Origin of the sequence: Rhodococcus sp. T9N, assembly GCF_024436645.1 — a bacterium.
GTDB lineage: Bacteria > Actinomycetota > Actinomycetes > Mycobacteriales > Mycobacteriaceae > Rhodococcus_F > Rhodococcus_F qingshengii.
On record NZ_JAMSKS010000004.1, the window covers coordinates 151,936 to 164,212 of the forward strand.

A 12,277-nucleotide genomic window follows, 5' to 3' on the forward strand; every position below is an offset into this window, starting at 1 on the left:
GGGCGTCACTTCTTCGAGGTGTTCAGGGCAATCGCGGCGTGAACGAGTGCCTTGAACGCCTTTTCGTCGACGGCTTCGCCCTCGTGGAAATCGATCGCCCGTCGCGTATTGCCCTCGAGGCTGGAGTTGAAGAGTCCTGAAGCGTCGTCGAGTGATGCGCCTTTGGCAAAGGTCACCTTCACTGCGCTCTTGTAAGTCTCACCGGTACAGATCATTCCGGCGTGGTACCACACGGGAACACCTCGCCACTTCCATTCCTCCACCACATCCGGATCCACTTCTTTGATCAGAGTTCGTATCCGGGCGAGCATCTCGCCCCGCCAGTCTCCGAGTTCCTCGATTCGCTGGTCGATCAACCGAGACGGGGAATCTGCGCCTTGCTTGTCGGACTCACTCTTCGCCATCGCTTCGTCACTTCCTGCTCGTCGCCGCCGATCTCCGGTGAGTCGAGTATCCCCTCCTGCACGCGGATTCACTCGGTGAATCACTGACGCATCACGGCGTCTCGGCAGATGCGATTTCTTGCAGTTTCGGTCAAAGTGAGACGGACGTCCAGTATTCTCTGGGTACTAAGTCCCGATTCTTCGGCCCGGAGGACTGCATAGTGATCTGGAATCGACCGCTCGCCCACTCAGTTGCTTGGGCTGCCGGATCGGTTGTTCTCGCCGCCGCGATTGTCGGCGTTCACACCGTTCCTGCGGCGGCGCAACAGGCCCGCGTCTTCGACGTACTGTGCACACCCACCGATGCAGGCCTTTCCGAGCTGTCCGGACTCACCGTCACCGCGGCCGGGATGTACGCAATCGGCGACAGCGGCTCCGACGATCGGGTCGCCGAACTCGATTCGAACTGCCACGTGCAGCGCTGGATCAGCGTGGGCACCCCTCGTGTCGACGTCGAGGATCTGTCGTCGACTCCCGACGGCCACCTGTGGCTGGCAGACATCGGCGACAACAACGCGGTACGAACGTCGGTCGGGCTGATCGAACTCGATCCGGCTTCAGGTGCGGCGACCTCCTACCCCCTGGTCTATCCCGACGGCGCGCACGACGCCGAGACACTACTGATCCAGAGCGACGGGGTTCCCGTCATCGTCACCAAGGACTACCTGGGTGCAAGCGTGGTCTACACAACCGCTGAGCGACAGCAGGTTCAGGATCTGAGTACGGGCTCGCCGACCATGTTGGCCAAAGTAGGTCAGCTCAGATTTACTCCCACCCTCACACCCGGTGGGCCCGTCCCCCACGCCGGAACGATGGCTGTCACCGGCGGCGCCGTGAGCAAGGACGGCACGGTGGTAGCGCTCCGCACGTATACCGACGCTTACCTGTACGCAGCTCCCGACGGCGATATCGTGAAAGCGTTGAACACCAACCCGATTCGCGTCTCCCTTCCCGACGAGCCACAAGGTGAGGCGATCGCGTTCGACGCTGCCGGTGATCTGATCAGTGGCTCCGAGGCATACCGAGGGCCATTACCACCAATCCGAATTCTTCGCGGCGCCAGCGACATCGCACTGTCGGACGGAGCGAGCGGCTCTCTCGGGTCGTAGTCGATTCGCGTCCCCGGGAAAGCGGACAGGCGCCGCTATCATGGCCGAGTGAACAAACAACTTCGAGCGACAGTGGTGGTCTCGGCAGTTCTCGCACTGGCTTCGTGTGCGAATTCCCTCGAAGGATCACCGCGCCCGGATGCGTTTGTTCCGAGCATCGACAACCCGGATCCGTCCGAAGCCATCGACGGAGTTGTCACGGTCGACTACCCAGCGGCACAACACGTACGCCCGAACGAACGCGTGGCGTACACATATTCACCGCCCTTCGGCGGCCGTCATGACTCGGTCTGGGCAAACTGCACCGGAGTTGTTTATCCACAAGCGATTCGGACCGAGAATGCGGTCCATTCTCTCGAGCACGGGGCCGTGTGGATCACGTACAACCCCGACCTCGTCTCGAGCGAGGATCAGGCTCGCTTGGCACAGCGAGTCGAGGGCATGAGCTACACGTTGATGTCGCCGTATCCGACCCTGGATTCGCCGATCTCGCTGCAGTCTTGGGGCCGTCAGCTCAAGCTCGACAACGCCGCGGACGCGCGCATCGATCAGTTCGTCTCGGCTCTGCGCGTCAACCCGAACACGTATCCCGAAGTGGGCGCGACCTGTTCGGTGCCGGTGACGAGCTTCGACCCGAACAACCCGCCGCCATTCGACCCCACCACTCCGGATCCGTCATCTCCCACAACCGTTCCGGAGCGGTAGCGTCTCAGCAGGCCCCGCTTCGCGGCGTAGACACCTACTTGCCTCGTGAACGGCGTTCCAGTTCGACTGCCCGTCGCATGGTTTCCCGAGCCCGGCTTCGGTCACCGGCATAGTCGTAGGCGCGAGCAAGTCGGAAGTTCTGCTTCCAGTTGTCCGGGTCTGCTTCCCAGTCGACCTTGATCTGGGCGAACAACTCGTCGGCAGCCGCTCGCTCGATCCGGCCCGAAGGCAATTTCGGAAGCGCAGACGCGTCGACAGCGAGGCCCTCGTCGTGAATCTGCTGCGCGAGGCGCTGGTGCGTGAAGCCGGCACGGAGCGTGGCGATGACGAGCCACAGCCCCAGGAACGGCAGGATCAGCACGCCGATCCCTAGACCGATCGCGGCGCCGCCACCGTCCTGGATGAGCTGGATTCCGCGCTGACCGAGCAGCACGAAGTACACCGCGAGCGCGATGCAAATCGCGACGATCAGTGCGACGGTGCGGGTGGTCTTGTTCATAGATCGAGAAAGGAATCGATACCGACCGTCAGACCCGGACGCGAGCCGATCTGGCGGACACCGAGCAGAACGCCCGGCGCGAACGAATTCCGGTCGATCGAGTCGTGGCGAATGGTCAGCGTCTCGCCCTGAGTTCCGAGAATCACTTCCTGATGCGCAACCAGTCCGGCCATCCGCACGGAGTGAACCCGGACGCCGTCGACGTCGGCTCCACGCGCACCCTCGAGCTCGGTCGTGGTGGCGTCAGGGCTACGTCCGACGCCTGCTTCCGCGCGAGCCTCGGCGATCATGGCGGCCGTTCGGTATGCGGTGCCCGAGGGAGCATCTGCCTTGTTGGGGTGGTGAAGTTCGATAACCTCGACGGAATCGAAGAAGCGCGCCGCGGCAGCCGAGAAGCGCATCAACAACACAGCACCGATGGCGAAGTTCGGGGCGATCAGAACACCCGTTGCCGGCTGGGCGTCAAGCCAGGACTGCACAGTCGCAAGCCTGGACTCGTCGAAACCGGTGGTGCCGATCACTGCGTGAATTCCGTTGGCCACGAGAAATTCCAGATTTCCCATGACGACGTCGGGGTGCGTGAAATCGACCACTACCTGAGTGCGGGTGTCGACAAACGTCTCGATGCGATCACCGGTGTCGACCTGAGCGACGAGTTCCAGATCGGGAGCAGCTTCCACTGCCTCGCAGATCGCTCGACCGACCTTGCCCTTGGCTCCCAGAACCCCGACCCTGATGGGTGCTGCACTCACGTCTTCCACGCTCCGTCCGATGCATTGTTTGAGGTGAAGCCTACGCAATCACCCCGATGCGCTCACCATCAGTCGGGCGGGAGTTATGTCACCACTGGCACACTGGACGTAGTGAGCAACCGTCCGCAAGTCCGCGAAACCGGCAACCTTCGACCACTCGAGTTGGCAACGGGTGCCGTCATGGCCGGATTCACGGTCGCGTTGTCCGTCATTGCCACGGTCATCCCCATGGCCAGCGCCCTCAACCTCGTGGCCGCCGTTCCGATGGGAATTGTTGCCCAGCGCTTCCGAGTCCGCGCCGTGACGACGGCCGGTATCTCGGCCACGGCAGTCGCCTTTGTCGCGGCGGGTTCGGGATCTGCGGCGGCGGTCGCATTGAGCGCTCTCCTCGGCGGAATCATCGGTACGGTCAAGCGGCGCGGTCTCGGCTTCGTCTCCGCGTTGCTGTCGTCATTGGTCATCGGGCCCGCGCTGGCGTTGTTCTCCATAGTCCTGTTGCTTGTTCTCGCTCCGCTGCGCACCTTGTTGTTGACCTCGCTCGAGAACACCGCGTTGGGCGTGGCCGAGATCTTGAAGCGTGCCCCCACACTGGTCGGCGCAGCCGAATGGATCGAGAACAGCATCGGCTCGATCATCGACTACTGGTGGTTGTGGATCGGCGTGTCCATCATCTCCGGAATCGTCCTCAGTACCGTCGTCTCCTATTTCGTCCTCGGCGCCGTCCTCGACCGATTGGCTGCACTCCCTTCGGCCGACCCGCTCCAGACAGCACCCGACGACCGTCCGATCGATCCGCTGCCGGTCACTTTCGATCACGTGGGCTTCACCTATCCGGGTGCAACGACACCGGCCCTCGTCGACGTCAACTTCACCGTGCGACGAGGAGAGTTCGTCACCGTCGTCGGCCACAACGGCTCGGGCAAGTCCACACTCACCCGGTTGCTCGCCGGTCGCGCGCCGACTGTCGGGACGCTGACGAGACCCGGGTCCGCCGGTCTCGGCCGACACGGCGGAACCGCCGTCGTCCTCCAACGACCCGAAAGCCAGATCCTCGGAACCCGCGTCGCGGACGACGTCGTCTGGGGGCTCCCCCCCGAGTCGCATCCCGACGTCGATGCACTGCTGGCCGAGGTGGGACTCGCGGGCATGGGTATGCGTGAGACCTCCGGGCTGTCCGGTGGCGAGATGCAACGTCTGGCTGTTGCAGCCGCGCTGGCGCGGCGCCCCGCTCTGCTGATCGCGGACGAAGCCACCGCGATGGTCGATCAGGCCGGCCGGGAGGAATTGGTCTCGCTCCTTGCCGAACTTCCGCGACGCCACCCGATGGCCGTGGTACTGGTCACCCATCACCACGCCGACACCCGCAACGCAGATCGGGTGATTCAACTACAACGCGGACGGCAGATCGATCACCAACCAGGTTGGATGACGTCGACGTTCGGGGGTCCTCCGTCTGCGCCGTGGCCGGTCAGCACTCGAGCTGTCCTCCAACTCACCGATGTCACCCACACGTACAACGACCGGACTCCGTGGTCGCGGCGCGCCTTGTCGGACGTCAATCTCACAATCGGCGACGGCGACGGGCTGCTGGTTCTGGGCGGCAACGGTTCCGGTAAATCGACTCTGGCCTGGATCATGGCGGGCTTGATCGCACCGAGCAAGGGAACCGCAGTCTTCGACGGCAAACCCGTCTCACGCCAACTCGGCACCGTCGGTCTCACGTTCCAGCATTCGCGACTGCAGCTGCAACGCCGAACCGTCGCCGAAGACATCGAGGCCGCCGGAGGTCCGGAGATCGGATCGGTGCAAGTCTCGTGGGCGCTCGACGCCGTCGGACTCGACCGTCACATCGCCGGCCGCAGCATCGACGAGTTGAGCGGCGGACAGATGCGACGCGTCGTCCTGGCCGGTCTCCTCGTGCGCCAACCGCGGGTACTCATCCTCGACGAACCGCTGGCCGGTCTCGATCCACCCGGTCGACACGAAATCCTGAACGTACTCAGGTGGATTCGTCGGAACGGAACCGCGGTAGTCGTCATCTCCCACGATGTCGACGGCATGGACGCCGTGTGCAGCAGAACAATTCGACTGTCGGAGGGTCGCATCCTCGACCCTGCCGCCAGCAGCGCCTTGGAAGGATCGACGACGTGACAACACTTCTGCGCGAAGTCCCGACTTCATCGCCGATCCACCGATTGTGGGCCGGAACGAAGATCGTTGCCGTCGTTCTCGTCAGCATCGTGGTCGTGACCGCTCCGTCCTGGCCGGCGATCGGCGTCGTACTCGGATTGTTGTTGCTGACCGCGGTGATCGGACGCATCCCCCCGACTGCAGTTCCGCGACCTCCGTGGTGGTTGTGGGCGCTGATCCTGCTCGGCGCGTTGATCAATCTTCCGATCGGCCTCGACGCAGTGTTCATCTACCTGCAAGCTGTGACGTTCGGTCTTGTATTGCTCTGCGTCTCACTGATGTTGGCATGGACCACGTCGATGAGCGATGTGGCGCCGGCACTGGCAACGCTCGGTAGACCGCTGCGATTCCTCAAGATCCCGGTCGACGAGTGGGCGATCGCGACGGCCCTCTGCATTCGTTCACTTCCGCTCTTGATCGACGAGATGCTCACCCTGGTGGCGGCGCGACGACTACGCCCGAAAGCTGTGGTGAACAGCGCTGCGGACAATTCGATAGTCGATCTGATCACCACGACCATGTCGGTGGCAATTCGGCGCTCTGCCGAGATGGGTGAAGCGATCTCCGCTCGCGGGGGCACCGGTTTGATCGCGGCGTACCCCAAGCGCCCTCAGCTCGCCGACCTGTTCGCACTGACCGTCGTCATCGCCGCGTGCGTCAGCGCGGTAGTTTTGACTCTGGTTCTGCGCTGATCGGGTCACCGCTGACAGAATTTCCCTGGGCGATGATCGCAGAACCCATCCAGCGCCGTAGGTATCGCCGCAGTTCCTCGTCGCTCCGCTTCGGGTCGCCGGGCGCGAGGAAAAACGACTGCATCGTCCGCAGGACGTATTCGACCAGTTCCTGAAGTGATGCGTCGTCGTATCCGAAACGCACCCAGTCCACGTCGAAGCGGGTGATCATCGCCATTCCGAAGGCCTGCGCCTCCTGAGAGGTCAGACCCTCGGGATGAAGACTCGAATTCGTGCTGGTGAGCAGAATGCCGAGATGCGGCGTTCGGTGGACCTGGGTCAGGGTGTAGACGACACCCTCGGTCATCGCCTCGACGGGATCTTCGATGCCGCTCACGTGTGTGGTGAGTCGATCGAGATAGCCGTCGACCGACGCGATCGCCGCTGCCCTCATCAGAGCGTCGGCGCTGGGAAAGTATCGATACACGGTCTGCCGGATCACGCCCAGTGACTCGGCGACGTCGCCGATGCTGATTTCCGAACTCGTCCGTGCGATCAACTCGACCGCGGCCTCGACAATGCGACGAGACGCATCTTCGTCACTGTCCGGTGGATTGCCGCCCCACCCACGCCTTCGTGCCACTGCCCACTTCCTCGCTCGAACGAGGCTCGAACCATGTCTTTGCGCTCGAAGTCCAAGAGCCACAGGCTAACACAGGCAGGTTTTGCATCTGCGCCCCTCGAATTCACTCCCCTCGCCGAAAGTGAACATACAACTGCACACCAATATGTATGATTACCGCCACACGTGGCTTCGAGTGCCAGAGCGGCCACCTGACCAGCCCCTCCGAAAGACGAGGTTCGACAAGTGACCAACCTTCAACCCCGAAAAATGGACTTCGGATTCGAGGATCAGGACGTTCCCTTCCTGTGGAACCCGGAGAATCCGGCCTGGTCGAGCATGTCCAACGCGGTCTCGTTCCTGGCCATCGGTTTCGAGAAGATGATCGTGAAGATGATCATGCAGACCAAGTCGCGGATCAGCGATCCTGAAGTGGCCGAGGAAGCCGTGGCGTTCATGCGTCAGGAAGGCCATCACTCGACCGCGCACCGCCAGCATGTGAAGGCTCTGATCAGGCGCTACCCCGGACTACAGAACACGCTCGACGCTGTGATCGGTGAATTCGATCTACTGACCGAGGCGACCTCGCTGAACTACCGGCTTGCATACACCGCGGACCTGGAGGCGACCTTCACTCCGGTGTTCAAACTGATGCTCGACAACGAGGCGACCTTGTTCCGTCCGGGAGACGACCGCGTCGCGTCGCTGTTCATCTGGCACTTCGTCGAGGAGGTCGAGCATCGCAGCTCGGCACTGATCATCTTCAATTCCGTTGTCGGAAGCGAGCTTTACCGGATGCGAATGGCGCCGTCGATCTTCGCACACGTCATGAAGGTGATTCGTATCGCCTGCGCAGGCTTCAACCAGCACGTTCCGCTCTCCGAGCGGCAAGTCGACTCACTGTCGATGTTCGCCACCCACCGCACCAAGCAGAAGATTCTGACGTCGTTCGCTCCGTATCTGACCAAGGGCACGATGCCTCGCGCCTTCGATCACCTTCGACTCGGAGAACAACTCGTCGCACTCGGCGGTGTCTTCCGCAGCCAGATGCCCAATCACAACCCGGACCACGAGAAACTCCCCGCACTCGCCGACCAGTGGTTCAAGCGTTACGACGACGGCTACGACTGCACACGCTGGTACACCGCCGAATCTCAGGCACAAGCCGAGTCGATCACGTCAGGGGCCAACTGATGGCAGAACACTGCTCCCCCACGTTCTCCCAGCTCGCAACAGAACTCGGTTTCTCCTGTCAGGAAGCAGGTGGACTCGTCGAGTTCCGTAACCCGGCGGCGCTGGAGAACTGGACCCTGCCCGTCCTCGAATGGACCATCATCGTCGGCTCGGTGCTCGCACTGGTCCTGGCGATCGTGCGGTTGCGCCGCAACGGCGACCCCACCAATCTGGTTCTCTGGTTCGGCGCCACCGCCTACCTGTTCATCATCGAGCCGCCGCTGTACTTCCCGGCGGCGTTCGGCATCGAAGAACAAGTGGACACGATGTTCGCGCACAACGTGTTCACCGTCGACTTCATGTGGGGTCGACTGCCGCTGTACATCGTTGCCATCTATCCACTGATGGCGACGTTGGCCTTCGAAATAGTCAGAATGCTCGGCGTTTTCCGCAAATACGGTCCACTACTGGGCGCTGTCTGCGTCGGCTTCGTCCACCATGCGTTCTACGAAATCTTCGACCACCTGGGGCCCCAGTTGCGGTGGTGGGAGTGGTCGACGTCGAACCCGATCAACCAACCCATGTTCGACGCGGTTCCACTTCCCAGCGTGGTCGTCTTCGCCGCGCTGTGGCCGATGTCGTTGGCATTCTGCGTCCAGTACTTCGTCGGACGGCACGTCGATGCCGGCAAGCACTTCTCCGGACTTCAATTGGTATGGCGCACCATCGTGATCGGCCTGCTGGCCTCGCTGGGTACGTTCATTCTCCCGCTCCCGGCGACGGTCTTCGGTATGGGAAGCGACACTGTCCGCGGGTTCCTCTACGCCGCTGAACTTGCAGTCCTCACAGTGGTCGCGATCGTGGTTCTCGTCCGCCAATGGACGCACCTGCGCTCGGCAGAATCGAACACTCCTGAACACACCAACAGGTTCGTGCAGATCTACAGCGTGGTGTACCTGGTTGTCATGGCCGTCCTGTGGGCGAGTGCGCTTCCCGACTTCTTCGACGCGGTCGACGGTTCCACCAGCGCTGGAGATCCCATCGGGAACCTCTGGTACACAGTGGCGTGCTTCGTCATCGCAATCCTGTGCGTGAGCGCAACTTTCACCATTCCGAAGCGGAACTCCGGGACGGCCGACGCCGAGCTTCTCGGGGCAAACTCAGCGACTCCGGCTACCTAGGCGACCGGGACGAGACCGCTCGGGTCTCGTCCCGGTTTCTCGGTTTCACGGGACGCGGTGAGTCCACTCTTCGGTTCTGAACTTCGTGTCCACCAGCTTGCGCGCCTGCTCCAACTCCGGGTCCGTGTAATCGCTGTCGTGGGTGTCGTATTGACCTCGGAAGTGCTGCGCAAACGACTCCAGGATTGCTGCACGCGTCATTCCGGTCTGCGAACGCAGCGGATCGACGCGCTTGGCCGCACTCTTGGTTCCCTTGTCCGACATCTTCTCTCGTCCGATTCGCAACACCTGCGTCATCTTCTCAGCGTCGATGTCGTAGGCCATGGTCACGTGATGGAGCACAGTGCCGGACGCGAATCGCTTCTGAGCGGCGCCGGCGATCTTGCCCTTGTCCGAGGCGATGTCGTTGAGCGGCACATACCGAGCGTTGATACCGACCTCGGCAAGCGCTCCCATGACCCACTGATCGAGAAACGCGTAGGACTGCTCGAAACTCAAACCCTCGACCAATGACGCCGGTACTGCCAACGAGTACGTGATGCAGTTGCCCGGTTCCATGAACATCGCGCCGCCACCGGAGATTCGGCGCACCACCCCGATGCCGTACCGCGCAGCCGCCTCGGAGTCGACCTCGTTACGCACGGACTGGAACGATCCGATCACGACCAAGGGCGAGTCCCAGTCCCAGAAACGCAATGTCGGCGGACGCTCACCCGATGCGACCTCACGCGCGATGACCTCGTCCAGCGCGACGTGCATCGCGGGATCGAGAACCACCGGCGGGATGAGGTCGAAGGTGTGATCCGCCCAGCTCGTGGCGTGGCCGAGTGCGCGCCGGATCGCGATGCCGACCGACTGCGGCGTGAAGCCGATCATCGAGACGGACTCGTCGAGCGCAGTGGAGATGGCATGCGCCAACTGTTCTGCATCCGAGTCGGCGGGCATTCCGCGCAACGCCGCGTTGATGTCGTCGAGCGCGCTGTCGGGCTCGAGGAAGAAGTCCCCCGAGACTGCGACTTCGGACAGCCGACCGTCCGCCACCTCGACGTCGACCGCGACCAGTTTTCCACCAGGAACCTTGTACTCTCCACGCATCCGTCCAGCCTATCCCTGCGGGATTCTCTGCGGTGAGCGCCGTCGAAGATCACACCGCGCGCGCAGTGCGCATCTGTTCGGAAGGCAGGGCGACCAAGTAACCACACCTGTAAGTCGCTGCGGGGCTGCATAATCGCGCGGACGGGACCGCACGTGTCGACCCCTGGCAATTTGGCCGAGCAACGGCCCTGCTTCTGCCGACAGGCGAGATGATCTCTGTGGTGGGAGGATTGCCGCAACGAGCCAACTCCCTGGCGAGCCACAACGGAGGTAGACATGAAGGTCCCGGCGTTCCACTCGACGGTTCCTTCGGATCTCGACGTCTATCACGACAACGAAAGCTGCATTTTGGCCGCGCGCATCGCAGTGTCCCATCGTGCGCCCGGAGTCGACGGCCGACCGTGGTGCACTGCGTGTGCGTCTTTGGACTGACGAGCGACCACCAGTTCACTCACACCCACGTCGCCGATTCGGGGACAACCCCGTTGGCCCGAGCATTCGCATCGATGACAGCGCGGAGCCACAGTGTCAGACCGGTCTCGACCTGCTCGTAGAACGCGGTGAATCTCGGATCGGCCACGTACATCCGTCCCAGACACACCTGCATCGAATGTGTGCAGTCGAAGTAAACCCCGATCGACGCTCGGTGCCGTTCTGCCAGCGAATTCGCCTCGGCGCTTCCCGGTTCGACTCCGGACCGGCACGCCAGCGCCAGGTCTTCGTTGAGCATCTCGACGCAGTCGGCAATCTTCTGCCAATCCTCAGCGGTCCTACCCGCCGACCGTTCCGCGTGCTGCGCCCACTGCGCACTGTCACCCCAACGCTCGTGCGCCTCAGGTCCCCATGACGGCTGCCAGTGTCGGCCGAAGATCGAGACCTGCTCGTGTGCCGGCAACAGCACACCCGACTTCCTGGCATCGATGATGCGATCCAAGGACTCGCCCAGTTCCTCCAAGTCGGCTATCCGTTGCCGCAACTCGGCGCGCTGCCCACGCAGCGTCTCGTCCACGTGGGCTGCGGGCGCATCGAGCAATATCCCGATCTCGTCGAGCGACAAACCCACGTCACGGTAGACAAGCACCCGGCCGATGCGGCCGAGGTCCGCGTCGGTGTACAGCCGGTAGCCCCCGTCACTGCGCCCGGACGGGCGCACCAAACCGATTGCGTCCCAATGATGAAGGGTACGTACGGTTATGCCTAGTCGTGATGCGGCAGCACCGACAGTGAGAGCACTGTCTGCCTCGTCTCCGAAGAGTTGGTCCGTCACGTGATCCAGTCTGACAGACGCGGTTCGGGAGGCCACAGCGTCAGACCTCGGTTCAGTCGTCGGGTCCGTCAATTCCCATCCCTCGCAGATGCTCGGCCTCGGCACTGTTCGGGTCGTACGGACGAGCGGCCGTCATGATCACGCGCGCGTTCTCCGGTGTCACAATCTCCAACTCCAGTGAATTCCACGGCTTCAGATGTGGACCGCTGGTGCATCCGGGCCGCAATTCCTCACACGCCTGTGCTATCTGGTCCATCTGACTCAGCACACACGCAAAGCTCACACTGACGGACGGTGGTGAATCTGCACATTCGCCGGGCACGAGCAGAACGTCTTGAAATGCCCAGCGTCGCAGGTGCGTCAGTCGATCCGGTACCGAAAAGAGGTCGAAGAAACCGAGCCCACGGATCCAGAAGTCGGCCGATTCGGCCAGATCCGATGTCGGAACCGACACGAACATGGGCATTCCGTAGAGACCTCGGAACTGTTCCGGAGGCACGGCGTCTATAGCGGGGACAGGGACGGGGCTGATGTCGAATGCTGGGTAAGTATCGGTCATGAAGTCATCGT

The 12,277-nt window shown here is 62.5% G+C and carries 14 protein-coding genes; 7 read left to right on the plus strand and 7 right to left on the minus strand.

The features are described 5' to 3' along the window. Nucleotides 1-5: 5 nt before the first annotated feature. Nucleotides 6-404: a DUF1801 domain-containing protein gene (locus tag M1L53_RS09395; RefSeq protein WP_037130001.1), complete on the minus strand. Its 399-nt coding sequence runs from the start codon at nt 402-404 to the stop codon at nt 6-8. A 200-nt stretch (nt 405-604) separates the two neighbouring features. Here M1L53_RS09395 and M1L53_RS09400 point away from each other — a divergent pair, with 200 nt between their 5' ends. Together M1L53_RS09400 and M1L53_RS09405 are read left to right on the plus strand one after the other, a co-directional pair. Then, complete coding sequence (locus M1L53_RS09400; RefSeq protein WP_054188548.1) at nt 605-1,552, plus strand: hypothetical protein; 948 nt, start codon at nt 605-607, stop codon at nt 1,550-1,552. A 48-nt stretch (nt 1,553-1,600) separates the two neighbouring features. Further along, a complete protein-coding gene (locus M1L53_RS09405; RefSeq protein WP_003942235.1) occupies nt 1,601-2,257 on the plus strand; it encodes a DUF3105 domain-containing protein in 657 nt (218 codons plus the stop codon). Between the two features lie 34 nt (nt 2,258-2,291). Here M1L53_RS09405 and M1L53_RS09410 read toward each other — a convergent pair whose 3' ends face one another. Both M1L53_RS09410 and dapB read right to left on the minus strand, forming a co-directional pair. Further along, a complete protein-coding gene (locus tag M1L53_RS09410; RefSeq protein ID WP_003942246.1) occupies nt 2,292-2,756 on the minus strand; it encodes a hypothetical protein in 465 nt (154 codons plus the stop codon). Continuing rightward, entirely contained in the window at nt 2,753-3,508 is a 756-nt protein-coding gene (gene dapB, locus M1L53_RS09415; protein WP_007735114.1) for a 4-hydroxy-tetrahydrodipicolinate reductase, read from the minus strand. Before dapB ends, M1L53_RS09410 begins: the two co-directional genes overlap by 4 nt. Before the next feature lie 111 nt (nt 3,509-3,619). On the opposite strand from dapB, the gene M1L53_RS09420 reads away from it, so the two are divergent. Both M1L53_RS09420 and M1L53_RS09425 read left to right on the plus strand, forming a co-directional pair. Next, nucleotides 3,620-5,659, plus strand: a complete 2,040-nt coding sequence (locus tag M1L53_RS09420; RefSeq protein ID WP_030535578.1) for an ATP-binding cassette domain-containing protein — start codon at nt 3,620-3,622, stop codon at nt 5,657-5,659. Then, nucleotides 5,656-6,390 (plus strand): energy-coupling factor transporter transmembrane protein EcfT, encoded by a 735-nt coding sequence (locus M1L53_RS09425; protein WP_003942210.1) that lies wholly within the window; start codon nt 5,656-5,658, stop codon nt 6,388-6,390. Before M1L53_RS09420 ends, M1L53_RS09425 begins: the two co-directional genes overlap by 4 nt. On the opposite strand, the gene M1L53_RS09430 is transcribed toward M1L53_RS09425, so the two are convergent. Next, nucleotides 6,356-7,012, minus strand: coding sequence for a TetR/AcrR family transcriptional regulator (locus M1L53_RS09430; protein ID WP_054188549.1), 657 nt, complete (start codon nt 7,010-7,012; stop codon nt 6,356-6,358). The genes M1L53_RS09425 and M1L53_RS09430 overlap by 35 nt on opposite strands. A 225-nt stretch (nt 7,013-7,237) precedes the next feature. Here M1L53_RS09430 and M1L53_RS09435 point away from each other — a divergent pair, with 225 nt between their 5' ends. Both M1L53_RS09435 and M1L53_RS09440 read left to right on the plus strand, forming a co-directional pair. Then, nucleotides 7,238-8,185 (plus strand): metal-dependent hydrolase, encoded by a 948-nt coding sequence (locus M1L53_RS09435; RefSeq protein ID WP_054188550.1) that lies wholly within the window; start codon nt 7,238-7,240, stop codon nt 8,183-8,185. After that, nucleotides 8,185-9,345 carry a hypothetical protein gene (locus M1L53_RS09440; protein ID WP_054188551.1) on the plus strand — a complete coding sequence of 387 codons (1,161 nt, stop codon included), beginning with the start codon at nt 8,185-8,187 and terminating at the stop codon, nt 9,343-9,345. Before M1L53_RS09435 ends, M1L53_RS09440 begins: the two co-directional genes overlap by 1 nt. A gap of 45 nt (nt 9,346-9,390) precedes the next feature. Here the strand turns inward: M1L53_RS09440 and M1L53_RS09445 are convergent, their stop codons facing one another. Beyond that, the gene (locus M1L53_RS09445; protein WP_050655770.1) at nt 9,391-10,440 is read right to left on the minus strand and encodes a biotin/lipoate A/B protein ligase family protein; all 1,050 of its coding nucleotides are present in this window, start codon (nt 10,438-10,440) and stop codon (nt 9,391-9,393) included. A gap of 276 nt (nt 10,441-10,716) precedes the next feature. Between M1L53_RS09445 and M1L53_RS09450 the strand changes: the two genes are divergently transcribed. Continuing rightward, nucleotides 10,717-10,872, plus strand: coding sequence for a hypothetical protein (locus tag M1L53_RS09450; RefSeq protein ID WP_003942131.1), 156 nt, complete (start codon nt 10,717-10,719; stop codon nt 10,870-10,872). A gap of 19 nt (nt 10,873-10,891) precedes the next feature. On the opposite strand, the gene M1L53_RS09455 is transcribed toward M1L53_RS09450, so the two are convergent. Both M1L53_RS09455 and M1L53_RS09460 read right to left on the minus strand, forming a co-directional pair. After that, a complete protein-coding gene (locus M1L53_RS09455) occupies nt 10,892-11,707 on the minus strand; it encodes a MerR family transcriptional regulator (protein WP_054188592.1) in 816 nt (271 codons plus the stop codon). A 52-nt stretch (nt 11,708-11,759) separates the two neighbouring features. Next, entirely contained in the window at nt 11,760-12,266 is a 507-nt protein-coding gene (locus M1L53_RS09460; RefSeq protein ID WP_039973461.1) for a glyoxalase/bleomycin resistance/dioxygenase family protein, read from the minus strand. Nucleotides 12,267-12,277: the final 11 nt, after the last annotated feature.

What these genes read in the sequence shown, in the direction of transcription:
- M1L53_RS09440 (WP_054188551.1), top strand. Translation starts at nt 8,185, where the DNA reads ATGGCAGAACACTGCTCCCCCACGTTCTCCCAGCTCGCAACAGAACTC.
- M1L53_RS09450 (WP_003942131.1), top strand. Translation starts at nt 10,717, where the DNA reads ATGAAGGTCCCGGCGTTCCACTCGACGGTTCCTTCGGATCTCGACGTC.
- M1L53_RS09410 (WP_003942246.1), bottom strand. Translation starts at nt 2,756, where the DNA reads ATGAACAAGACCACCCGCACCGTCGCACTGATCGTCGCGATTTGCATC.
- M1L53_RS09445 (WP_050655770.1), bottom strand. Translation starts at nt 10,440, where the DNA reads ATGCGTGGAGAGTACAAGGTTCCTGGTGGAAAACTGGTCGCGGTCGAC.
- M1L53_RS09395 (WP_037130001.1), bottom strand. Translation starts at nt 404, where the DNA reads ATGGCGAAGAGTGAGTCCGACAAGCAAGGCGCAGATTCCCCGTCTCGG.
- M1L53_RS09460 (WP_039973461.1), bottom strand. Translation starts at nt 12,266, where the DNA reads ATGACCGATACTTACCCAGCATTCGACATCAGCCCCGTCCCTGTCCCC.